Here is a 21,129-nt window from a genome sequence, read left to right as displayed (position 1 = left end):
AGTCAGTTACTGGATGGGCACCGCGGTGCCGGAGACCGTGACGCGAGAGTCGCCGGGAATGGTGCTACAGGTCAGGAGGCTGGGCCGCCCCATGTCGACGCCCTGGTGAATGGTGAGAACGGTGCCGTCTTCGAGGCGTCCCAGCGTACGCAGGTAGCCGGTGAAGGCGGCGGCCGCGGCGCCGGTGGCGGGGTCCTCGACGACGCCGCCGGGTGGGAACGGGTCGCGGGCGTGGTAGACGGTGGGGGATTCGGGCCAGAAGAGGTGGACGGTGGTCCAACCCAAGTCAGCCATGATCTTGCCCAAGGCCTCGAAGTCGTAGTCGAGATCGGCCAGGCGGCTCCGGCTGGCCGCGGCCAGGACGAGATGGTCGTTGCCGGCGTTGGCGACGTGGGCCGGGTAAGCGGGGTCCAGGTCGTCGGCCGACCAGCCCAGTGCGGCGAGCACGGGCCGTACCTCCTCTTCGGAGGCTTGGCGGGTGGAGGTCGGCGGACTGGTCAGAGTGGCGGTGATCTCACCGGTCGGATCCGCGGCGATGTCCACCGGGACCGGGCCCGCCTGGGTGGTGAGGTTCACGGTTCCGGGGCCGATCCGCTCGCCGAGCGCGACCGAGGCGGCGATCGTCGCGTGGCCGCAGAAGGCGACCTCGGCCAGAGGGCTGAAGTACTGGATCCGGTACTGGCGCTCGCCCGTGGGGTGCAGGAAGGCGGTCTCGGAGTAGCCGAGTTCGGCGGCGATGGCGAGCATCTCCGCGTCTGACAACTCCCGGGCATCCAAGACCACTCCGGCGGGGTTGCCGCCGGTGGGAGTGGTGGTGAAAGCGGTATATCTGAGTACTTCGCTCATGTGGTCATCATGGCGCTTGGGTGGTTGCTCCGCACCTGGTGTGGCTTTGGCGTCTTCTTCCTCCACCTGCACATAACCCGCGGAATGCACGGCCACGCCCAAGACCGTGGCACTCAGGATCGCGATCCCGGCGATCGTCATGATGTGCCAGAAACCGGCGACCACCCCGACGTACCCGAGCCCGAGCGCGGCCTGCTGCGCCACCAGCACGAAAACGGAGCTTGTCGAGCGCCGACGATAGGTCTCATGCCGGTTCAACACGATAAGAGCGGACAAGAGGGGGATGGCCAAGGAGAAAGCGACCACACAGATCTGGGCGGACAGATCGAGGGCAGCGCCTCCGGGGGTCAGGAACGGCTGCACCAAGACCACTCCGATGGCGATCAAGCCGCCGTACATCAGGTTGTTCTGCCGGAGGGTCTCCTCCTGCTGGGCTGCCGCCCGTTTCCGCCACCATTCTCCTTGTGCGGCGGCTTGCCGCCGCCACCATGCTTCGTCCTGGATGTTCTCGTCCATGGCGACCATTGTCCGACAGCGCGAGCCTGCCTCCACCGGCGTTCGCCGTCCGGCAGGCGAGCTGGGCGGGATCGGCTGTGTCGATCCCGCCCAGCCCTGCTCACCAGTTGGTACTGGTGAGGCTCACCTCCTCGGGGGCACGGCCGGGGGTGCCGGTGCAGACGTGGTTCTTCTCGGTTCCCATGTGGTCCCGAAGTTTGGTCAGGCAGGTGCCGAGGGCCCGCTGACCGTAGTAATTGGGGTGAATTGATTCCTGACTCTGGCCCTGGGATTCCAGGACGACAAGGAAACGGGTCCATTCACTGATGTCGCCGGGCAGCGGGTTCTCAAGAGAGTTGGCGGCGGTGGCTTGCCGCGCACGGTTGGCGCAGACCTCGTGGCCGTCGAACAGGTTGCGCAGGTCGAGGAATTCCACGTTCTGGGTGCGGGCGACGTCCTTGAGCATGTCGGAGATCGCGGGAATGACGGTGTTACGGGCCCAGTCGGAGTCGTCGTTGAACATCGGGCAGCCGCCCACGTTGAAGCGCGAGTCGCTGAACTCGTGGTAGCGGTTCTGGTCGCCCAGCGGAACGGGAGACGGGTAGGACTGCAGGACGAGCCGGTAGGAGCCATCGGCGTAGTGGGCATCGGTCATGGCCCGCTTGATTTCCTGGACGGCCTGCTCGACCTTGGGCTTCGTCTTTGCCAGGCCTTCGCGGAAGACCGGCTCCTGGTCCACGTGGCAGTGCTCGATCCCATGCTGCTTCTGCCATCTCTTGACGCATTTCTCAAGGACGGAGGCGAAGCCGAGGTCGTTGCCGCCGATGGACAGGACCACCAACTCGACCTTGTACCGCTTGGCGGCCTGGCGGAGCTGGTCGGCCTGGGGAGGCTCGCCCTTGAAGGATTTTCCGCCCGCGTCGGCGCCGATCACGTTGACGGTTCTGGCGCCGGAGCAGGCGAGGTTGATCCGGCGCAGCACGTTGATGGCCGCGCTCTGGATCTCGGCCGAATCCGAGCGGTTGCAGCCGTTGTCGAAGGACTCACCGTAGACGCGCCGGCCGTCGTGACCGCACCGCAAACCGATCGAGGTGCAGTTGTAGGCGGCGCGGTCGGTCCCCCAGCGGTCACCCCGGTTGCTCGCCGGTACGGCATTGCCCTTCCAACGGCCGGCCTCGCCGGAGATGTAGCTGTCACCGAGGGAGACGATGGCGGTCCGGTCCACAGGTCTGTCGAGAACGGCCACACCGATCGGAAACCGGCCGACGTTGATGGTGGTGGCCTGCTCTTTGGTGGCGGTATTGATCACCGACACGGTGTCCGACCGGTTGTTGGTGACGAAGGCGCGCGTGCCCGCGGTGTTGATCGCCACACCACTCGGTGACTGACCCACCTGGATGGTGGTGGTCTCCTTGTTGGTGGCGGTGTCGATTACCGAAACGGTGCCCGAGAAGTGGTTGGCGACGTAGGCGAAGGTGCCCGCAGGGTCGATCGCCACCGCGATCGGATGGTCGCCGGCGCGGATGGTGTCAGTGACCTTGCTGGTGGTGGTGTCGATCACCGACACGAGATTGGGGTTGGCCGCCCCATAGTGCGTCACGTAGGCGCGGGTGCCGCCGGGCGTAACGGCCACGCTCTTGGGCCAGGGCTTGACGCCTATGGTGGTCACATTGCTGGTGGCGGTGTCGATGACCGACACGTTGCTCGACCCGTAGTTGGTGACGTAGACGCGGGTGCCGTCCGGGTTGATCGCCACACCGGTCGGAAAACGACCGACGGCGATCGTGGCGACGGAGGGCGGGGTGGCGGTGGTGTCGATCACTGACACGTTGTCCGAGCCGCTGTTGGCGACGTAAACGCGGGTGCCGTCCGGGTTGACCGCCACACCATTCGGCAAACGACCGACGTCGATCGTGGTGACGGCCTTGGTCTCGGTGTCCACCACCGACACGTTGGCCGAGGTGCTGTTGGTGACGTAGAGGCGGGTGCCGGCCAGGTTGATCGCCACCTGGTTGGGAGCTCTGCCGACACCGACGGGTGTGACGGTCTTGTAGAACGTGTCGACCAGCGACACGTTGTCCGAACCGCTGTTGGCCACGTAGAGGAAGTCCTGAAGCGCTGGATCCGCGGACTTGGTCAGTTGTGGGTCGGCGGTCGCCGCCGCGGACTTGGTCAGTCGTGGGCCGGCGGTCGCCGGCGCGGATTCGGCCATGGGCACCGCCAACCCCGCTGCGACGACAACCCCTACCGCCAACACCCAGATCCGGGACGGCCGCACCGGCCGGTCTCGTCTGCCACCTGGTGCTCTGCGGCGATCTCCTGCCGCCTGTCTCGTCTGACGTCTCAGCATCGAACCCCCGTATTGCGTAATGAGGGTCCTGTTCTAGCCAGGACGGCATCTCGCTCAGTGGGGCGACGCACCTGGAAGAGGTTTCCTGGCTGATCATTGGCAGGTTGCATAGTGACGCCACGGCCGTCGCCGCCGCCGGTCACAGCGTCAGCGCGGCTCCGCGCCGTCGCCGCGTACGATCTTGTAGAGCCCGTACAGAGCCTCCAGACCGCCGAGGGCCATCAGAACCAGCCCGACCTTCGTCGGTGTGAACACGAAGATCTCAGTGTCGAGTCCGAACAACCACAGCGCCAGCCCTGCGGCGAAGACGGTCAGACCGGTGAGGAATGTCTTGCGGGCGGGGGCCATGCGTATCTCTTTCGATCATGAGGGACGCGGCGCCCCCGTTCTCCGGAAACGCTAATAAAGAGCCAGGTCGGAGGCTTCCTGCGCGCTGAGGAGATCGGACTACATCTTTCGGGTGACGCGGCCGTGGGCGCGCGCGTACACGCCTGAGATTTGCTTACGCGGCGAACCAATAGATTCCGGCGAGCAGCACCAGCGGCGCTGCCCGCCACACCACCGGAGCCCGGGGCGTGGCGACTACGACGGCAAGGGGATACGCGACGAACCCGCCCAGGAAGGGGAGCACTGAGAAGAAGATTCCCAAGAAGCCGTCCTTGTCGGTGCCCTGCGTCAAGTGCCATATCGCCCCGACGAACAACATGCCTATGACGGCGACAGGCCATGCTGGACGGATTTCGCAGAGATACAACGCCGGCCAGCAGAGACCGCCCGGTATTCCCACGAGCAGCGACATCATGGCCAGCTCTGTGAGAGGGAAGTAATCGGGAAGCACTATGAACATCAGAATGATCGCCACGATCATCCCGCTGGCGGAAAACACGCCGACGACCGCCGCACGTCCCATCCGGCCAGGTAACAGCCGTCCGAAAGGTGGCGCGGGTATCTCTTCCGTGATCACTCGCACATGATGCCATGGGAGGAAGTTCAGTCCGGCTCACACCATGGCCACATAAGCGGCGAGCTTCTTCCGGCGACGAAGTCGAGATCCCCGAGCGATGGCGAAGACGGAGGCACTCCTTGCCTCTGGCCGGTCTGCGCTGGCATCATGCCGCACATGATCGAGAGAATCGAGTCCTTCGTCCGCCGGTGAGCGTGATGACCGAGCCTGGACCGCTCGGACCCCAGATCAGCCTGTTCGACTACGCGCTGAGCCTGCACCAGCGAGATCCGAACTCTCCTCTACCGCGTGACGGCGAGCCGTACCCCGATGAGGAGCAATACCGCCGACGATCCCGGCGAGAAGTGCCAGAAGATCAACGGCTGGTCGGCGTGGATGTCGCCGCGATCCTGGACGCGCACTTCGCCAGAGCCGATGCACCGCCCAGCGAACTCGTTGATGCCTTCCACGACGTTGACGTCCCGATCCATCGCAACGAGCACATCGCCGCCGCAGCGCTGCGGGCGGACGCACAGCGTGTTCAGCGGACCGGGCGATGGCTCGTACGCCACAGCGGCGATCGGCGCTCCGCCGTCGTGGGGCTGGCGTTGCTCGCCGCCGATTGGGCGGAAGAGGACATCCCGCTGATCCAGACGATTGGGCTGCTGTCGAACTGGTTCGGCACATTGGCCGCCGATGCCCTGCGACGACGTCATGGTGGCGGCCAGGAGGCACTGATGTGGCTCGCCCAAAGGGCCGCCGGATGGGGACGGGTCTACGTCATTGAGGCGCTCTGCCGGGGGAGCGCGTCGTCCAAGGCGCGCCCATGGCTGCTGCGTCACTCCTGCGACGGCGACTTCCTCAACGGCTACTTCGCCGGCCAGGTCGCCACCTCCGCTCACCTCCACGAAGCGATCACCGGGCCCGATGTCGACGACGATCTGATCGATCACACCGGCCGGCTGCTGAAGACCATGGCCGACTGCGGCGGCATGGGCCTGACCCTGGAGCACTATCCGCCGGCCCGCATCGCCCTGGACGCGTACGTTGGTCATCTCAGCCGCCAGCCCGCGACCGTGAACAGGTATGTCGACGCCGCCATGATTGCCGACCACCTGGCCCGGAAACCGGCGGAAAGACTCGGTTGCACGCCCGAACAGCGAGACCGCCTCGTACGCCGATACCTGGCAGTGCTCGACCGGGAGGACTGGTGCGCGACGGTTCGCGCGGGCCATGACCCGGACAGCGACTTCTTCGCTTGGTTCGCCGGCAACGTAGCAGAGCGGCTGTGTCTACGAGCGTTCACCGATCCCAACGCTGAGAAATCATGAGTAAGGCCCTCCGCTTCGCCCGGGACCAGCTGGTTGGAGCGGGATTTCCACATCAATAGCGGGGATAGTGCCGCCCGAGCTCCTTGAGCGCCAGTGCCCAGGGATAAGTGTCCAGATTCTCTCCTCCGGTCTCAGCGGGAGGTGGCTCGAATTGGCCGGGGCCGAGGAGGACGGGGACGCCTTCGGTGCGCAGGCTTTCGACGCTTCGGAGAAAGGGGTCGCGGGAGGCTAAAGCGCTGCTGACGAAGGGCAGGACGACGACGGGAATGCCCAGGCCGGGCGCCTCGGCGAGGAGGCCGAGAGCGTAGGTGTCGGCGATGCCCTGGGCGAACTTGTTGATGGTGTTGTACGTCGCGGGGGCAACGATGATCGCGTCGGCTCTGGGAGGTTTCGGCTCGTGCGGCTTGCGGTACCGGCTGCGGACGGGGCGGCCGGTCTGCCGCTCCAGTTCGGGGACGTCGATGAAGTCCAGGGCGGACGGGGTGGCGACTATCTGGACCGTCCAGCCCTCGTCCTGGGCGTGGGTGACCAGTCGGCCGACGTCGGCGGCGGCTCCTGCGGCGCACACGATGATGTAGAGGACCTTGCTGGATTGGATCACGTGAGGACTCCTGGCGGCGCGGCATACTCGCGGGCTTCACGGTAAACGCTGAGGGGACTACCAGCGGTATCGGCACGCCCGATACGTTCCTCAGGTACTCCCGCCTCCTGGAGAGGAACCACGCCCCTCGTGAACGTCGGCATCATCGGGCAAGCCGCCGGCCTGTTCGCCGTCACCAACATCGACGACATCGTGATCCTGGCGCTGTTCTTCGCCCAGGGGGCCGGGCACCGCGGCGCCACCTCGCGGATCATCCTGGGGCAGTACCTCGGGTTCGCCGCCATCCTCGTCGTCGCCATCGCCGCCGCGTTCGGCGCTACCTTCCTGCCCGAGCCCGTCATCCCGTACCTCGGCCTGCTACCGCTGGCCTTGGGTCTCAAGGCCGGCTGGCAGGCGTGGCGCGACCACGTCAACGGCGAGGACGCCGGCAACGAGCAGGCCGCGACAGGTGGACCCAAGGCGTTGGAGGTCGCCGCGGTCACCTTCGCCAACGGCGGCGACAACATCGGCGTCTACGTCCCTGTCTTCGCCACCGCCGGCATCGGCGGCATGAGCGTCTACGCCGTCGTCTTCCTCGTTCTGGTCGCCGTCTGGTGCCTGGCGGGCAGGTTCTTCGCCACCCGACCCGTCATCGCCAAGGCTCTCAGCCGGTGGGGGCACATTCTCCTGCCCATCGTCCTGATCGGGATCGGGCTGCTCATCCTCGTCCAAGGCGGTGCCTTCGGCCTCTGACCGGGTTTCTCGTCCTCGACGGATCGCCGCTCAGCTACCAGAGTGCTGTCGCCTCAGGTCTGATCATCGAGCTTCGCGGGCCGCGGCGCCTCGAAGCAGGCGAGCCAGGTGGTGAGCAGCGACTCCAGTTGGGCGGCCTGCTCGGACGTCAGGCCGTCGAGCAGGCGGCGCTCGTTCGCCACGTGCTCGGTGAACGCCTGGTCGAACAGTTGCCGGCCGGCCCGGGTGAGCGCGACGACCCGGCCGCGCCCGTCGCTCGCGCTGCGCTGGCGGGTGACCAGGCCGGCGCGTTCGAGCCGGTCGATGCGCTTGGTCATGGCGCCCGTGGTGACCATGGTGTGCGCGGCCAGCTCGCCGGGCGCGCGTTCGTAGGGCGCTCCGGCGCGCCGGAGGGCGGCGAGTACGTCGAAGTCTCCCTCGCCCAGCCCGTATTGCCGGTAGACCACGCACAGCCGCTCGGTCAGGTGGCCGGCGAGGCGGTGCAGCCGTCCGATCACGCCCAGCGGGCTCACGTCCAGGTCGGGTCGCTCGCGGGCCCACGCTTGCTGGATGCGGGCGACGTGGTCGAAGTTGTTCGTCACGATTCCAATATAGCTTCCATGGAAGCTATATTGCTTCCATGGAAGGTACTTTTCGGTGGGCGGCTGTGACCGCGCTCGCGCCGATCGCCTGGGGCTCTACGTATCTGGTCACCCATCGATTCCTGCCGCCCGATCATCCGCTGTACGGGGCCGTGATCCGGGCCCTGCCGGCCGGGTTACTCCTCCTGCTCCTCGCTCGGAAGCTCCCTCGGGGAGCGTGGTGGTGGCGTTCGCTGGTGCTCGGCACGCTCAACATGGGGGCGTTCTTCGCGCTGGTCTACCTGGCCGCCCAGAAGCTGCCGACGAGCATGGCATCGACGATCATGGCGACCTCCCCGGTGATGATGATGCTGTTCGCCTGGGCGGCGCTCGCCGAGCGCCCGAGGGTGGCGCACGTGACCGGGGCCGGGATCGGGATCGCGGGCGTCTGCCTGCTGCTGCTCGACGGTACGGCGTCGGTCGACGCCTCCGGCGTGCTGGCCTCCGTCCTGGCCATGGTCATGTCGTCGGCCGGCTATGTGCTGGCCAAACGGTGGAGCGCGCAGGTCGACGTCTTCTCGCTGACCTCCTGGCAGCTCATCGCAGGCGGGATCGCGCTCCTACCCGTCGCCGTCGCCGTGGAGGGCGCGCCGCCGTCGCTGGACGGCCCGGCGCTGCTCGGCTTCGGCTATGTCACGGTCGTCGCGACCGCGCTGGCGTTCGCCGCCTGGTTCGCGGGGCTGCGGCACCTGAGCGCCGCGACGGTGGGCCTGATCGGGCTGCTCAACCCGGTGACCGGCGTACTGCTCGGCACCGTGCTCGCCGGCGAGACGCTCACCGCTCAACAGGTCTGCGGGCTGGTCCTGGTGCTCTCCGGCATCCTGCTGGGCCAGCCGGCCGCCAAGCGCCTCGTCGCGCTGATCACGACAAGGCTGAGTCACACCATGGCCAGATAAGCGGCGAGCTCCTCCGCCGACGAGGTCGAGATCCCGACATATCCATCCGGCCGGACCAGCGTGTGGCGCTCGGCACCGTAGGGCTCAGCCGGCTCGTACGCCCGCACCTCCGGCCCATCGGCCACGCGCGGCGCGGGATCAGGCGACAGCAGCGTGAAGTGCGTGCCCCGCAACAGGTCGAACATCCGGACCTGAGACCCGTCGGCCAGCCGCACCTGACCATCCGGCACGCGGTCCCCGCCCCGCCGGGCCAGCGAGCCGCCCCGATAGCTCACCATCAGCTGGTGGGTCTCCTCGTCGCGTTTGTGGGTCTTCTTGTCGAGCAGGTCGGTGCTGAGGCCGAGCACGCGGGCGGCGACGGGCCGCCGCTCCTCCTCGTACGTGTCGAGCAGCGATTCCGGCGCGCCGGCCAGCACCCGGGCGAGCTTCCAGCCCAGGTTGTAGGCGTCCTGTACGCCGGTGTTGAGCCCCTGCCCGCCGGCGGGCGAGTGCACATGAGCGGCGTCCCCGGCGAGGAAGACCCGGCCGGTCCGGTAGCTGTCGGCCAGGCGGATGTTCACCCGGTACAGGGACGACCACAGCAGCTCGGTGATCCGGACCCCGCCCAGCATCGACCGTTCGGCGAAGAGCCGCTGGAAGCCGGCGAGCGTCTGGTCCGGCACGACGCCCGGCTTCAGCGGGGCGAGCATCTGGAAGGTGTCGGTGCCGGCCATCGGGAAGAGCACCACCATTCCCTTGCCCGGCCGGTACCAGACATGGATGTGGTCCCGGCCGAGCCCCTCGGCCCGTACGTCGCCGAGGGCCATCCGCTCCTCCTCGCGGGTCTCCCCGGCGAAACCGACGCCGAGCGCCTTGCGTACGAAGCTCTTGCCACCGTCCGCCGCGACCAGGTAGTCCGCCCGCAGGGTCGCCCCCGTGCTCAGCCTGGCCGTCACTCCGCGCGCGTCCTGCTCGAAACCGGTCAACCCGGTGCCCTGCTCCACCTTTCCGCCCAGCTCGGTCAGCCGCTCGCGCAGCACCGCCTCCGTGCGCCACTGCGGGTGCATCATCACCATGGGGTACGGCACCGCGTCGGTGGGGGTGACGAGCTTGTGCATGCGGCCCTGGTACACCGGCACCCTGCCGATCCCCACCCGAAGCGGCGGATAGAGCGTCGTAGTGGCCAGGACCCGGTCGATCACGCCTAGATCATCGAAGACCTCCTGCGTGCGGGGCTGCAGCCCCTTGCCCTTGGAGCCGCCCAAGGGCTCCGGCGCCTGCTCCACGATGCGGCAGTCGACGCCGCGCCTGGCCAGATCCACGGCGAGAGTGAGCCCGGTCGGGCCGCCGCCGACGATGAGAACGTTCGTCTTCTCGGTCATGGTGCGACCATGCCGGTCCGTACTGCCAGATCTCTGTCAGCGTCTCGCCCGCCACTGTCATCGTCGGACTCGCTTGAGATACTTCCGATATGTCCTCCGTGATCTCCAGTGCGCTCTCCGTGATCGCGATCTCCTTCCTCGTCTTCTATGCGGCGTGGATGATCTTCGCGAACCTGCCCCGCCGAGATCGGGCGACCTCGCACGCGCTGGCGGATCGTACGGGCGTGGTCGTCTACTGGCGGCCCGGCTGCAAGTACTGCATGAGGCTGAGGACGCGTCTGCGCTTCACACGGTTGCGGCACGCCGAGGTGAACATCTGGCGAGACCCCGAGGCGGCGGCGTTCGTCCGTTCGGTGGCGAACGGGAACGAGACCGTGCCGACCGTGACGGTGGCCGGAAAGACGATGGTGAACCCGTCGAAGGATCAGCTGCTGGAGGCGGTCAAGACGGAGGCCCCGCACCTGCTGCCCGACGCCCGCTAGGGCCTTTACCTGCGAAAATAGGCTCTCGCCGAGGGAGTCGCGAGCAGGATGACGACCAGCAGTGAGCCCAGGGTCGTCAGGGCGAGCTTGCCGATGTTCACATAAAGGAGCCCGCTGGGCATGACGTGCGCGGCCGCGTCGACCATGGCGCGCACGTCGATCCGCTCAAGCACCGGGTCGCCGGATTTCTTGAAAGAGGATTCGAGCACCTGAGCGGTGAACACCTGGCTGGGAACGATCACGCTGCCGGCGACGAAGAGGACCGGCTGCAGAATCCAGGACAGCATCCGGCCGACCCGGTTCCCTCTCAGGTTGAGCAGGGCCAGAGTCACCAGGACCACGGCGATCCCGAGGGCGAGTGGTATATCCGCGAGGTTCGATCCGAAGCTGATGCCATGGCCGGCCAGGACGGCGGGGGGAAGGCCCTGCCGCGCGACCTCGGCCTCGGCCGCCGCCTGAGCGCCCGCGCCATAGAAGAGAACGACGGCGGATCCGACCAGGAACGGCAAGGCGGTCAGCGATTGCAGCGTCGCCGCGAAGACGACGCTGCGCGGACGGCGCTTCTCCTGGGCGGGAGCCCGGCCATGCGGGCCTGGATCGGTCATCGTTTCACTCCCCACTTGAACGGTGTGCAAGAAGGAGCGTAGGGCAGCGCTTGAACACTGTGCAAGTTGTATTTGAACACTGTGCAAGACGCCCCCTATCCTGGGAACATGCCGCGTGACACGCTGACCCGTGAGCAGATCGTCCGGGCCGCCGTCGAGATCCTCGATGCCGAGGGCGTGGAAGGTCTGAGCATGCGGCGCCTGGGCACCCGGCTCGGCTCCGCCGCGACGGCGGTCTACTGGCACGTCAAGAGCAAGGAGAATCTCGTCGTGCTCGCCGGCGACGAGGTGTGGGGCGAGGTCGAGCTCCCCGACCCCGGTGAGGTCGGCTGGCGGACGGCGGCCACGACCATGGCCCACGACACCCGCGCGATGATCAGCAGGCACCCGTGGCTGGTGACGGCCATGAGCACCCATCTCATGTACGGTCCCGGCAAGGCGCGCCGCGACGACCATTGCCTCGCCGTCTTCGAAACAGCCGGGTTCGTCGGTGTGGAGGCGGACAACGCGAGCCAGACGGTCCTCACCTACGTGCTCGGCACGGCCCTCAGCGAGGTGGCCGAGGCAGCCTGGAGGGCGCGGCTACGCCGTAACGGCGGTGACGAGGAGGAGCAGATGCGAGAGGCCATGACCCAGGCGGGCGAGATCGCGATGCGATTCCCGCGCCTGCGCGCCCGCATCGAAGCGTGGGAGGACGCCGACTCCGCCGAGCCCCTCGACCAGAGCTTCGAACTCGGCCTCAAGACCATCCTCGACGGCCTCGAAGCCCAACTCACCGCCCGTCCCACGCCCGTCGGCTGAGACGCGTCCGCCGAGGTCAGATGCCCGCGCGTCGCAGGCGCGGCTCCGCCTCGTACGCCAGTCGGTCGAGGACTCGCACTCCGTCGGCCGTCAGCGATGCCTTCTTGGCGTTGAACGCGCGCACCCACAGCCCCGCCGCCCAAGCGATCGCGCGTTCCTCCGCCTTCCAACCGGGGGCCGCTCGCGCGTACGCCTCCAGGAAGCGCTCTGTCTCGTCGATCGTCGCGGCCTCGAACGGCTCGCCCGTCTCCGTGAACACGGCCGCCGCCGCTCCCGCTATGGCGGGCTCGGGCAGGCACACCACGCTGTCCCAGTCGTGTACGGCGTGCAGTTGGTGGCCCTGCCAGCGCAGGTTCTGCGACTCCCAGTCTCCGTGGCCGATCACCGGCGCATGCCGTACGGCCAGCAGGCGGTCGCGGACGCGGCGACCGAGGTCGTCCAGCCAGGCGGGACCGGGACGGGTGTTGAGATCGACGTCCATGTCGTCCGGCCACGGCCAGACGCTCGCCGACTCATGCGCCCAGCCGACCCACGGCGGCGCCGGGGCGACGGAGGGGACGGCGTCGGGGGAGGGCGCCAGGCGTACGAACCGGGCCAGCGCCTCCGCGAACAGCCGGGACCGATCGGCATCCCGGTCCAACTGCGCTCCGCCGGGGAGATAGCTCTCGGCGGTGACCGTCCAAGAGCCGGACGTGGAGGGGGTGTCGGCCGGGGGCGTCCAAGAGGCTGGCTGGGCGCGGGTCTGGTCCGTGGCCGGCGAAGGGGGGAGTGGTACGGCGTCCGTGAGCGGGGTGGGGCACGGGAAGCCCGTGCGGGACAGCTGCCGCTGCACCTCCACACACCCCTGGACACGATCCGCGGCAGGACGGCGCTTGAGCACCACAGCTCTGCCGTCCGCCAGCTCGACACCCAGCACCACGGCCAGATGCCCAGTGCGGAACAGCTCACGGACCGGGATCGAGCCGAGCCACCTCTCGCACCATGCCCGTACATCCACAGATCACTAGATACCAGGGATCCTGGCATACTGCCCGGATGTCCGACTTCGCTGCCTTCTTTGCCGCTGGACGCGACGCTCTCCTGTCGGGGCGCGCCGTCCACGACCGGGCGATGGTGGAGGGTGGCGCTCGCTGGGGAGCCGCCGCGGTCCTGCGGCCCGCCGGTACGGTGCTCGACCGGCTGGTGGAGCTGGCCCGTGAGGCGGGTACGGTCGCCGGACCCGGGCACTGGGCGCACGGCGCGGACTGCCTGCACGTCACGCTGCGGTCCCTGGAGCATTACCGGTCGGTCATCCCCGTCGACGACCCGCTACGGCTTGCCTGGGCCGACGCCCTGCGGGAGGCGGCCGAGGGGTTGCCGCCGGTCCGGGTGGTGCTGCGGGGCGTGAGCCCCCACGCGGGCGGGGTGCTCGCCTGCGGTTATCCGGTCGACGACGCGCTGGTCACCCTCCAGAAGCGGTTCGCGCACGGGCTGGCCGCGCGCGGGGTGCGCGACTTCGAGCGTGGCCGGGTGCGTGATCGCTGGTACGTCAGCCTCGTCCACTTCGCCGAGCCCGTGTCCGTGAGGACGGCCGAAGCGATCGTCGGGTGGTGCGACGAGCGGGCCGACCTGCCGATCGGCCTCGCGGAGCTCACCGCGGCCGAGATCGTCCAGGCCGTCCACACGGGGACCGGAGTGCGGCTCGACACGCTGGAGTCGGCCGCACTCTGAGGTGGGCGCCAGCGCGCGACCTCAAACCGCACCGACACCCACCGCGCAACCCCCGAGCCCCGGCGGTTACCTCACCAACAGTGCCGTGACGAACTGCAGCAGGTGCCACGCCACATAAGCGCTGAGCGAGCAGAACGCCCACTCCTTGGCCCGCGCGATATGCGACACCCACCGCAGCGCCTCGGCCGGCTCCCGCCGCGGCCGAGCCGTGATGGCGAGGAAGCCCGCCGCCACCAGCCAGGCCGCCCCCGACGCGGTCACCAGCCCCAGCGAGATGGCCAGCAGGGGGCCCGACCCGGGCATCGGGTCGGTGGGGGAGAGTTGGCGGATCCAGGCGGTGAGCACTCCGGCGAGCACGGAGAGCGTGATCCGCCGGTCTTTACGTCCTTGTCGCTTGAGCCAGTGCAGGTCCCGACTGAGCCAGCGCAGGTCTCGACGCGGCTGGTTTCTGAGCATCCGGTTCACCTCCGTTGGAGTAGCTGGTAGCACCAGCTAACGGCAGGGAGCCGGTCAAGATCTGCGACCTCAGGTCGCGAAATTTACGACATTTGGCGGAGTTCTGCGGTGGCCTTCTTGAGTTCGAAGACGTCGCCCACCTCTTCCAGGATGCGTACCGCCTCCCTCAGGTGGGCCACGGCTTCCGCGCGGTCCCCGACCCGGTGGGCGATCAGGCCGATGGCCCGCAGCGCGCAGCCAAGGTCGCGCCGGGTGCCGGAGACGATATGCACATCCCTGGCCTGCGACGCGAACGTCAGCGCCTCCACCGGCCGGTCCAGGTCCAGCAGGATCATGGACAGCGTGGTGAGCGCCGCCGCCCAGCGATCTCTGGTGCCGCTCTCGTTCTGCAGCTCGACCGTCTCCCTGGCGTACCCGAGCGCGGCGGCCGGCTGGCCCGCGACGTGCATGGCCTGCGCGATCGACAGCAGCGAGCTGGCCTTGTTGTCGCGTAGCTCCTCCCTGATCGCCAGCGACGCCTTGGCGGCGCGCAGCGCGTCCTGGTGCCGGTCGAGCGACAGGTACGTGTAGGCCAGCGTCTCCTGGACGTCCGCCTCGGCCCGGCGATTGCCCATGCCCTGGACCAGGTCCAGCGCCTCCAGCGCGTGCACGAACGCCACCTGCGGCAACCCCTGGCGGCGCCGTACCCGCGCCAGCCGGTTGAGCATCCGCGCCTCGACCGGCAGGTCGTGGATCTCCCGGCTGATCGCGAGCGCCTGGTTGAGGTAGTCGTCGGCGCGCAGGTAGTCGGCCAGCCGCCAGTGCACCAGCCCGATGTCGCCGAGCGTCTCCGCCCGCCCCTGCTCGTGGTGGAGCTCCCGTTGTACGGCCAGCGCCTGCTCGTAGTGTTCGAGGGCCTCGTCGTAACGGGAGCCGTTGCGCGCGATGCGCCCCAGCGTGCACAGGGCCCGGCCGCAGCCGTGCTGGTCGCCGGTGGCCGTGTACCCGGCCAGGGCCCGCTCGGCGTCACGCTGCGCGTCGTGCGGCAGCCGGAGCGAGTCGTAGATCTCGGCCAGGCAGAGCAGCGTCTCGGCCTCACTGTGCTCGTCGCCCAGGTCGTGGCAGATCGCCAGCGCCTCCAGCCCCTCCGACAGGGCCGCGTTCGGCTCGCCCAGGTGGTGCTGTACGCGGGCCAGGATGATCAGGCTCTGCGCGGTGCCGTGCAGGTCGCCCAGCTGCTCGCGTACCTCCAGCGCCTGTCCGGCGTGGTGCAGCGCGAGCTCGTGCCGTTCCTGGGACAGGTGCAGCCGCGACAGCGAGTGCAGGCAGTCGGCGACCCCGGCCAGGTCGCCGATCTCCTGGTAGAGCTCCAGGGCCTCGCCCGCGCACTTGAGCGCGTCGGCGCTGTTGCCGGCGATGCCGTGTACCTCGGCCAGGTCGTTCAGGGCGCGGGCCCGGCCCTCGCGGTCGCCGAGCGAGGTGAAGTCGGACAGCGCCTCGCCGATGTGGCGGGCGGCCTGCGTGGAGGGGCCGATGTCGCGGTAGATCGAGCCGAGATGGCTGCGCATCAGCGCGATCGCCCGCCGGTCGCCGATCCGCGCCGCCGAGTCGAGGCCGATCTGCTGGATCTCCAGGTCGTTCTGGTAGTACCGCAGCCGCCTGAACGGCTCGAACACCGCCTCGGCCAGCCGCCAGGCGGCGTGGTGCGCGCCGGTCTCCTCCGCCAGCCGTACGACCGAGACCAGCGAACGGCGCTCGGCCTCGAACCACGCGCGCGGCGTGGCCGGATCGGTCGCCATGCCCAGGTAGTGGTCGAGCAGCCGGACCCTGGCCTCGCGCACGCCCGCCTCCGCGTGCCGGCCCAGCTCCCTGGCCAGCCGCTTGACCAGGTCGTGCACGCGATAGCGCGTCTCGGCCATCGGCTCCACCAGGTACGCCCGGTGCAGCCCCTCGACCGCGATCACCGCCTCGCTGACGGAGCCGCCCAGCGCGGCGGCCAGCACCTCGGGCGTGAAGTCCCGGCCGGGCAGCAGCCCGACGTGCCGGAACGCGCGCCGCTGCGGCGGAGAAAGCGACTCGTAGGCCAGATCGAGCGCGGACCGGAAGGCGTCCTCCGGATCGCCGGACAGCGGTTGCCGCTGGTCGGGACCGCGCAGCTCGCGTACGCGCGACTCGACGCTCAGCCCGGGATCCTCGGCGAGCTTGGCCGCCGAGATGCGCAGCGCGAACGGATGGTACGAGCAGACCCTGGCCAGCTCGGCCAGCGCGTCGCGGTCGGCGGCCCGTGGCGACTCCTCGCCGAGCACCGCGACCAGCAGCGCGACGGCGTTGCCCGGATCGAGGACGGACAGGTCCATCAGGTCGGCGTGCCCGGTCGCGCGCAGCGGCGCCATCCTGGTCCTGCTGGTCACCAGCACCACGCAGTCCTTGCTGCCGGGCAGCAGCGCCCGCACCTGGGCCGGGTCGGCGGCGTTGTCCAGGATGAGCAGCAGCTTCCGTCCCGCCAGCCGGCTGCGATAGAGCAGCATCAGCTCGGCCTCGTCGGCGGCGGGCATGTGCTCGCCGACGCCGAGCGAGCGCAGGATCTGCCCCAGCGCTTCGGCCGGGGTCATGGGTGGCTGGCTGGGGGACTGCCCGCGCAGGTCGATCACGATCTGCCCATCGGGGAACCGGGCCGCCTGCTGGTGCGCCCAGCGCGTCACGAGCGCCGTCTTCCCCACGCCGGGAAGCCCCTGTACGACCATCGTGTTCGGGCGGCGCGGCCGGTCCAGCCACGAGGTGAGCAGATCGAGGCTCTGCTGCCGCCCGGTGAAGTCGGACACGTCGGCGGGCAGCTGAGCGGGCCGGGGCACCTCTCCGGCGGGCAACGGCTCGGCCGGCGCGCCCGGCCGGGTCAGGAACGGTGTGACCCGCCCCTCCCAGGGAGCGGACAAGTGCTCCCAGGCCCCGGCGACGCCCCGCAACGCGGCCGCGTCGGCGATCCGCAGCCGCCGATAGCCGGGCCGGACCAGCCACCCCTGCCGTACCCACCGGGTGAGCTGCCGCTGCACCACATCGGGCGCGCTGCCCACCAGATCGGCCAGCGTCTCCATGGACAGGGGCGGCGCCGACTCGCCGGCGAGCCCGTAGCGCTCGTCCAGGTGCAGCAGCCACACGGCCAGCCGCGCGGCGACGGGCGCCCGGGCCAGCGCCTCATGCCGGCGAGCGGCGACGTCTCTGGCGAACAGTTCCTGCACCAGCGCCATGGCCACCGCCGTATTGGCCGCGGCGTGCTCGCGCAATGTCCGTACGTCGATGGACCAGGCGCGTACCTCGGTCAGCGCGTCGATCCGCACCCGTTCGCCAGGACTCCAGAACGCCAATTCCCCGACGAGATCGCCGCCGGCCCGCAGATCGTGAATGCCGTCGCGCTCGCCGCCCGCTAAATACTCCCGCGCATAGCCATAATCGATCACAAATACGCGGTTGCTCGGTCGAAATGCCGAACAAATACTCTCGTTACGCCGAAAGATTCGGGGCCGCGCGCCTTCTTCGACGAGCGACCGGAAGATCCCCACCCCGACACCACCCCTCTCGGGACGGCGGTGTCCACGACCGAAACAGCCCACACGACATGACAGCGACACGACGGCCGAGGGCCGTCCTGTCACATCAGTGGAACCTTGAGGGCGTCACATGTCAACTGGGGGGGATCAGACGTGGGCCGGGTCGGTGCGGTCGGGGACGAAGCGGTAGCCCACGTTGCGGACCGTGCCGATCAGCGACTCGTACTCCGTGCCCAGCTTCGCGCGCAGCCGCCGGACGTGCACGTCGACGGTCCGGGTGCCCCCGAAGTAGTCATAGCCCCACACCTCCTGCAGCAGCTGGGCGCGGGTGAACACACGGCCCGGATGCTGCGCGAGGTATTTCAGCAGCTCGAACTCCTTGAACGTCAGATCGAGCACCCGCCCCCGCAGCCGTGCCGTATATGTCGCCTCATCAATGGACAGATCGCCACTACGGATCTCGTCCGGAACATCCTCGGCCTGAGTCGTACGGCCGACGGCCATCCGCAGCCGCGCCTCCACCTCGGCCGGCCCCGCGCTCTCCAGCAGCACGTCGTCGACGCCCCACTCGGCGGTCATGGCCGCCAGCCCGCCCTCGGTGACGACCACCAGCAGCGGGCAGTCGATGCCCGTCGTACGGATCAGCCGGCACAGGCTTTTGGCCTGCACCAACTCCTTTCGGGCATCGACCAGAACGGCGTCGGCGGGCGGCGTGTCGATCAGCGCGGACGCCTCGGCGGGCGAGACGCGGACCGAGTGGAGCAGCAACCCCAGGGCCGGTAGCACCTCGGCCGACGGCTCAAGGGCGTTGGTCAGCAGGAGCAGGTTGCTCATATCGGCCTCCTCAAACACACAAGGACCCGGGGGCTTCGTCGCCCAGGTCCTGTAGGCGAGGATATCTCACGCGACGTTCGCGTCCATTGCGCGTCCACCAGATGAACAGCGCAAACCGTGGAACGCCGATGTTAACGCGGTCGCACAATGGAGTCTGGAAGAATGTGAGGTGGCCATGGCCACGGGAAAGGTACGTTATTGGGCCGCTGCGAAAGAGGCGGCCGGAGTCGCCGAGGAGCCGTTCGACGCGGCCACACTTGGTGAACTCATGACCAAAATCACACAAAATCGTGCCGAATTGGCCCGCGTGGTCAGCCGTTCGTCGTTCCTGGTCGACGGCTCGCCGGTGGGCAAACGGGCACACGAGGAGGTGATCCTCGGCGACGGAGCGACGGTCGAGGTGCTGCCGCCCTTCGCCGGGGGGTGATCGAGCGCTCGGCCAGGGCATGAGGCATTCCAGTCGATAAGCTCATGATCCCCCGTGAGACAGGATGTCCGATGCGCAAACTGATCGTTTTCCTGATCGTGCTGGTCGTTCTCCTCGCTGTCGTCGACCGGGTGGCGGTCACCGGAGTGCAGCGCGACCTCGCCAACAGGATCTCCGCCGCGGCCGACCTCAGCAGCCAGCCGACGGTGACCATCGAGGGCATCCCATTTCTCACACAGGCGGTCTCCGGCCGCTATCCAGAGGTACGGTTCAATCTCGGCACTCTCACCTACGGGGGAGTTCCGGTGAAGGACCTGCAGGGCGTCGCCTACGACGTGACCGCCCCGCTGGCCGACGTGCTCCAGAACAGAGCCAACGTCCGGGCCGGGCGCCTGACCGTCCACGGCACTCTGACCAGGGCGACGATCGACAAGTACGCACCGCAGGGCGTCAAGATCTCCGGGAACGGCCAGCGGCTCGTCGCGTCGGGTGAGGTGACGGTAGGGGTGAACAAGGTGAAGTTCAACGCGGAGATGCGCGTCCAGGTGGCCGACGGCGGCATCAAGCTCCAGGCGGAGAAGATCCAAGGGGTGCCCGACGCGCTCGCGAAGTTCGTGACCTACACGATCCCGTTCAAGGGGAAGCTCCCGTTCGATGTGAAGGTGACCGGAGTGAGGAGCGTGGCCGACGGGTTGGAGTTCGCGGCCGAAGCGTCTGACGTGCCACTCCGTGGATGACATCGAACCGGTCGGTCCCGCCGTACGTGATGAGGGTGTGACCGCAGCCGACACCGCCGACGAGGAACTGGTCAGGACCCTCTTCGACGAGCACGCTGGGCCACTCTACGGATACGTGCTGCGACTCACGGGCGATTCGGGACGAGCGGAGGACGTCGTGCAGGAAACGCTGCTGCGGGCTTGGCGGCATCCTGACGCCCTCACCGGCCGCCCGATACGTGCCTGGCTGTTCACCGTCGCCCGTAATCTCGTCGTGGACCAGCACCGCGCCCGCAAGGCGCGTCCGCCGGAGACCGGCGACGAGGCGCTCGCTGTGCTGCCCGCGGACGACGAGCTGGAGCGGGCGGTCGAGTCATGGGCCGTGGCCGAGGCGCTGGCCGCGCTGCGGCCCGAGCACCGTGAGGTGCTGATGGAGGTCTACTACCGGGGGAGATCGGTGAAGGAGGCGTCGGCCACGCTGGGCATCCCGCCGGGCACGGTCAAGTCACGCACCTACTACGCGCTGCGCGCGCTCCGGCTCGCGCTCGAGGAGCGAGGGCTGGCGCCGTGATGACGTGTGAGGAGGTACGGCTGGCACTGGGCGCGCACGCGCTCGGCGCGCTGGAGCCCGACGAGGCATTGGAGATCGACACCCACCTGGCGACCTGCGAGGCGTGCGGTGCCGAGCTGCTCGACCTGGAGGGCGTCGCGTCGTTCCTCGGCAAGGTGTCGGAGCGCGACGTCGAGCTGGTCTCCAGCCCGCCGCGCCAGGTGCTCGACCGGCTGCTGAACGCCCGTGCCCGGCGCCACCGGAGAGGACGCGCGCTGCTGACCGTGGCCGCCTCCGTCGCGGTGATGGCGGTCGGCGTCACGGTGTGGATGGGCGCCCAGCAGCCGAACGCCATCCAGTCCGCCGCCAAGCCCGCCGCCACCTCCGCAGGGGTCGAGTCCCATGCGGAAGCGCCGTACGCCGCGACGGACAGCGCGCCGAATGACGCGCGGCTCAAGAAGTCCGAGGCGCGGCCGACTCCCAGGCCCTCGGCGAGTCAGACGGCGCCCGGCCGCGAGTTCCCCGGCGAGAACGCCGCCAAGGGCTATCACGCGAGCGTGACGGCCTTCCCCGGCGGCGACGTGACGAAACTGTCGGTGCGGGTCAGTGGTCTGCCGCTCGGTACGACGTGCCGGCTGGTGGTGTTCGCCAAGAACGGCGCGTACGACTCCACCGCGAGCTGGAAGGTCAGCCGGGAGACCTACGAGAACAAGGCGGTCTTCCCGCGCCAGACCCGGATCCCGATGAACGACATCGCCAGGTTCGAGGTCGTCGACTCGGGCGGCAAGGTGCTCGTCAAGATCCCGGCCCCGAAGGGGAAGTAAAGCGTCCCCTCCGGGGTTGCACCAC

General features: G+C 68.8%; 22 protein-coding genes. 10 read left to right on the top strand and 12 right to left on the bottom strand.

Going from position 1 to position 21,129, the window contains the following annotated elements; genetic code table 11:
- Nucleotides 1-6: 6 nt before the first annotated feature.
- The 4 genes from AB0C30_RS51325 to AB0C30_RS51310 form a co-directional block, all read right to left on the bottom strand.
- Nucleotides 7-1,362: a PhzF family phenazine biosynthesis isomerase gene (locus tag AB0C30_RS51325; RefSeq protein ID WP_357958201.1), complete on the bottom strand. Its 1,356-nt coding sequence runs from the start codon at nucleotides 1,360-1,362 to the stop codon at nucleotides 7-9.
- A gap of 100 nt (nucleotides 1,363-1,462) precedes the next feature.
- Entirely contained in the window at nucleotides 1,463-3,553 is a 2,091-nt protein-coding gene (locus AB0C30_RS51320) for a beta-propeller fold lactonase family protein (protein WP_357958199.1), read from the bottom strand.
- A gap of 285 nt (nucleotides 3,554-3,838) precedes the next feature.
- Nucleotides 3,839-4,039 (bottom strand): DUF5708 family protein, encoded by a 201-nt coding sequence (locus AB0C30_RS51315; RefSeq protein ID WP_357958197.1) that lies wholly within the window; start codon nucleotides 4,037-4,039, stop codon nucleotides 3,839-3,841.
- Nucleotides 4,040-4,193: 154 nt separating this feature from the next.
- On the bottom strand, nucleotides 4,194-4,655 hold the full coding sequence (locus tag AB0C30_RS51310) for a hypothetical protein (protein WP_357958195.1): 462 nt from the start codon (nucleotides 4,653-4,655) through the stop codon (nucleotides 4,194-4,196).
- Nucleotides 4,656-5,026: 371 nt separating this feature from the next.
- Here AB0C30_RS51310 and AB0C30_RS51305 point away from each other — a divergent pair, with 371 nt between their 5' ends.
- Nucleotides 5,027-5,965, top strand: coding sequence for a hypothetical protein (locus tag AB0C30_RS51305; RefSeq protein WP_357958193.1), 939 nt, complete (start codon nucleotides 5,027-5,029; stop codon nucleotides 5,963-5,965).
- A gap of 52 nt (nucleotides 5,966-6,017) precedes the next feature.
- Here the strand turns inward: AB0C30_RS51305 and AB0C30_RS51300 are convergent, their stop codons facing one another.
- Complete coding sequence (locus AB0C30_RS51300; protein ID WP_357958192.1) at nucleotides 6,018-6,566, bottom strand: flavoprotein; 549 nt, start codon at nucleotides 6,564-6,566, stop codon at nucleotides 6,018-6,020.
- A 129-nt stretch (nucleotides 6,567-6,695) separates the two neighbouring features.
- On the opposite strand from AB0C30_RS51300, the gene AB0C30_RS51295 reads away from it, so the two are divergent.
- On the top strand, nucleotides 6,696-7,298 hold the full coding sequence (locus tag AB0C30_RS51295) for a cadmium resistance transporter (protein ID WP_357958190.1): 603 nt from the start codon (nucleotides 6,696-6,698) through the stop codon (nucleotides 7,296-7,298).
- A gap of 53 nt (nucleotides 7,299-7,351) precedes the next feature.
- Here the strand turns inward: AB0C30_RS51295 and AB0C30_RS51290 are convergent, their stop codons facing one another.
- Entirely contained in the window at nucleotides 7,352-7,879 is a 528-nt protein-coding gene (locus tag AB0C30_RS51290) for a MarR family transcriptional regulator (protein WP_357958188.1), read from the bottom strand.
- A 38-nt stretch (nucleotides 7,880-7,917) separates the two neighbouring features.
- On the opposite strand from AB0C30_RS51290, the gene AB0C30_RS51285 reads away from it, so the two are divergent.
- Nucleotides 7,918-8,814 carry an EamA family transporter gene (locus AB0C30_RS51285; protein ID WP_357958186.1) on the top strand — a complete coding sequence of 299 codons (897 nt, stop codon included), beginning with the start codon at nucleotides 7,918-7,920 and terminating at the stop codon, nucleotides 8,812-8,814.
- On the opposite strand, the gene AB0C30_RS51280 is transcribed toward AB0C30_RS51285, so the two are convergent.
- Nucleotides 8,796-10,175, bottom strand: coding sequence for an FAD-dependent monooxygenase (locus AB0C30_RS51280; RefSeq protein WP_357958184.1), 1,380 nt, complete (start codon nucleotides 10,173-10,175; stop codon nucleotides 8,796-8,798). The two genes, AB0C30_RS51285 and AB0C30_RS51280, sit on opposite strands and share 19 nt — an antisense overlap.
- A gap of 89 nt (nucleotides 10,176-10,264) precedes the next feature.
- Here AB0C30_RS51280 and AB0C30_RS51275 point away from each other — a divergent pair, with 89 nt between their 5' ends.
- Nucleotides 10,265-10,657: a glutaredoxin domain-containing protein gene (locus AB0C30_RS51275; RefSeq protein ID WP_357958182.1), complete on the top strand. Its 393-nt coding sequence runs from the start codon at nucleotides 10,265-10,267 to the stop codon at nucleotides 10,655-10,657.
- Nucleotides 10,658-10,662: 5 nt separating this feature from the next.
- Here AB0C30_RS51275 and AB0C30_RS51270 read toward each other — a convergent pair whose 3' ends face one another.
- Nucleotides 10,663-11,262, bottom strand: coding sequence for a hypothetical protein (locus AB0C30_RS51270; protein WP_357958180.1), 600 nt, complete (start codon nucleotides 11,260-11,262; stop codon nucleotides 10,663-10,665).
- Nucleotides 11,263-11,370: 108 nt separating this feature from the next.
- Here AB0C30_RS51270 and AB0C30_RS51265 point away from each other — a divergent pair, with 108 nt between their 5' ends.
- Nucleotides 11,371-12,063, top strand: a complete 693-nt coding sequence (locus tag AB0C30_RS51265) for a TetR/AcrR family transcriptional regulator (protein WP_357958178.1) — start codon at nucleotides 11,371-11,373, stop codon at nucleotides 12,061-12,063.
- A 16-nt stretch (nucleotides 12,064-12,079) separates the two neighbouring features.
- Here the strand turns inward: AB0C30_RS51265 and AB0C30_RS51260 are convergent, their stop codons facing one another.
- The gene (locus tag AB0C30_RS51260) at nucleotides 12,080-13,060 is read right to left on the bottom strand and encodes a hypothetical protein (RefSeq protein WP_357958176.1); all 981 of its coding nucleotides are present in this window, start codon (nucleotides 13,058-13,060) and stop codon (nucleotides 12,080-12,082) included.
- A gap of 38 nt (nucleotides 13,061-13,098) precedes the next feature.
- Between AB0C30_RS51260 and AB0C30_RS51255 the strand changes: the two genes are divergently transcribed.
- Nucleotides 13,099-13,773 (top strand): hypothetical protein, encoded by a 675-nt coding sequence (locus AB0C30_RS51255; RefSeq protein WP_357958175.1) that lies wholly within the window; start codon nucleotides 13,099-13,101, stop codon nucleotides 13,771-13,773.
- A gap of 66 nt (nucleotides 13,774-13,839) precedes the next feature.
- Here the strand turns inward: AB0C30_RS51255 and AB0C30_RS51250 are convergent, their stop codons facing one another.
- The 3 genes from AB0C30_RS51250 to AB0C30_RS51240 form a co-directional block, all read right to left on the bottom strand.
- On the bottom strand, nucleotides 13,840-14,229 hold the full coding sequence (locus tag AB0C30_RS51250; protein WP_357958173.1) for a hypothetical protein: 390 nt from the start codon (nucleotides 14,227-14,229) through the stop codon (nucleotides 13,840-13,842).
- Nucleotides 14,230-14,312: 83 nt separating this feature from the next.
- Nucleotides 14,313-17,663 carry a tetratricopeptide repeat protein gene (locus AB0C30_RS51245; protein WP_357958172.1) on the bottom strand — a complete coding sequence of 1,117 codons (3,351 nt, stop codon included), beginning with the start codon at nucleotides 17,661-17,663 and terminating at the stop codon, nucleotides 14,313-14,315.
- 237 nt (nucleotides 17,664-17,900) lie between these two features.
- Nucleotides 17,901-18,587 (bottom strand): response regulator transcription factor, encoded by a 687-nt coding sequence (locus tag AB0C30_RS51240; protein WP_357958170.1) that lies wholly within the window; start codon nucleotides 18,585-18,587, stop codon nucleotides 17,901-17,903.
- 175 nt (nucleotides 18,588-18,762) lie between these two features.
- Between AB0C30_RS51240 and AB0C30_RS51235 the strand changes: the two genes are divergently transcribed.
- From AB0C30_RS51235 to AB0C30_RS51220, 4 genes are all read left to right on the top strand, one after another.
- Nucleotides 18,763-19,014 carry a MoaD/ThiS family protein gene (locus AB0C30_RS51235; RefSeq protein WP_357958303.1) on the top strand — a complete coding sequence of 84 codons (252 nt, stop codon included), beginning with the start codon at nucleotides 18,763-18,765 and terminating at the stop codon, nucleotides 19,012-19,014.
- Nucleotides 19,015-19,085: 71 nt separating this feature from the next.
- Nucleotides 19,086-19,751 (top strand): DUF2993 domain-containing protein, encoded by a 666-nt coding sequence (locus tag AB0C30_RS51230; protein WP_357958168.1) that lies wholly within the window; start codon nucleotides 19,086-19,088, stop codon nucleotides 19,749-19,751.
- 37 nt (nucleotides 19,752-19,788) lie between these two features.
- A complete protein-coding gene (locus AB0C30_RS51225; RefSeq protein ID WP_357958301.1) occupies nucleotides 19,789-20,301 on the top strand; it encodes a sigma-70 family RNA polymerase sigma factor in 513 nt (170 codons plus the stop codon).
- The gene (locus AB0C30_RS51220; protein WP_357958299.1) at nucleotides 20,301-21,104 is read left to right on the top strand and encodes a zf-HC2 domain-containing protein; all 804 of its coding nucleotides are present in this window, start codon (nucleotides 20,301-20,303) and stop codon (nucleotides 21,102-21,104) included. The genes AB0C30_RS51225 and AB0C30_RS51220 overlap by 1 nt, the downstream gene beginning before the upstream one ends.
- The last annotated feature ends 25 nt before the right edge of the window (nucleotides 21,105-21,129 follow it).

Origin of the sequence: Nonomuraea sp. NPDC048901, from assembly GCF_040649695.1 — a bacterium.
In the GTDB taxonomy this organism is placed as follows: Bacteria; Actinomycetota; Actinomycetes; order Streptosporangiales; family Streptosporangiaceae; genus Nonomuraea.
This window is presented reverse-complemented; position numbering and strand designations above follow the sequence as displayed.

Bases quoted from the DNA above. Each gene is read 5' to 3' on its own strand.
- AB0C30_RS51230 (WP_357958168.1), top strand. From the start codon at position 19,086: ATGCGCAAACTGATCGTTTTCCTGATCGTGCTGGTCGTTCTCCTCGCT.
- AB0C30_RS51325 (WP_357958201.1), bottom strand. From the start codon at position 1,362: ATGGACGAGAACATCCAGGACGAAGCATGGTGGCGGCGGCAAGCCGCC.
- AB0C30_RS51285 (WP_357958186.1), top strand. From the start codon at position 7,918: ATGGAAGGTACTTTTCGGTGGGCGGCTGTGACCGCGCTCGCGCCGATC.
- AB0C30_RS51265 (WP_357958178.1), top strand. From the start codon at position 11,371: ATGCCGCGTGACACGCTGACCCGTGAGCAGATCGTCCGGGCCGCCGTC.
- AB0C30_RS51315 (WP_357958197.1), bottom strand. From the start codon at position 4,039: ATGGCCCCCGCCCGCAAGACATTCCTCACCGGTCTGACCGTCTTCGCC.
- AB0C30_RS51255 (WP_357958175.1), top strand. From the start codon at position 13,099: ATGTCCGACTTCGCTGCCTTCTTTGCCGCTGGACGCGACGCTCTCCTG.
- AB0C30_RS51250 (WP_357958173.1), bottom strand. From the start codon at position 14,229: ATGCTCAGAAACCAGCCGCGTCGAGACCTGCGCTGGCTCAGTCGGGAC.
- AB0C30_RS51275 (WP_357958182.1), top strand. From the start codon at position 10,265: ATGTCCTCCGTGATCTCCAGTGCGCTCTCCGTGATCGCGATCTCCTTC.
- AB0C30_RS51270 (WP_357958180.1), bottom strand. From the start codon at position 11,262: ATGACCGATCCAGGCCCGCATGGCCGGGCTCCCGCCCAGGAGAAGCGC.
- AB0C30_RS51240 (WP_357958170.1), bottom strand. From the start codon at position 18,587: ATGAGCAACCTGCTCCTGCTGACCAACGCCCTTGAGCCGTCGGCCGAG.
- AB0C30_RS51220 (WP_357958299.1), top strand. From the start codon at position 20,301: ATGACGTGTGAGGAGGTACGGCTGGCACTGGGCGCGCACGCGCTCGGC.
- AB0C30_RS51235 (WP_357958303.1), top strand. From the start codon at position 18,763: ATGGCCACGGGAAAGGTACGTTATTGGGCCGCTGCGAAAGAGGCGGCC.
- AB0C30_RS51280 (WP_357958184.1), bottom strand. From the start codon at position 10,175: ATGACCGAGAAGACGAACGTTCTCATCGTCGGCGGCGGCCCGACCGGG.
- AB0C30_RS51320 (WP_357958199.1), bottom strand. From the start codon at position 3,553: ATGGCCGAATCCGCGCCGGCGACCGCCGGCCCACGACTGACCAAGTCC.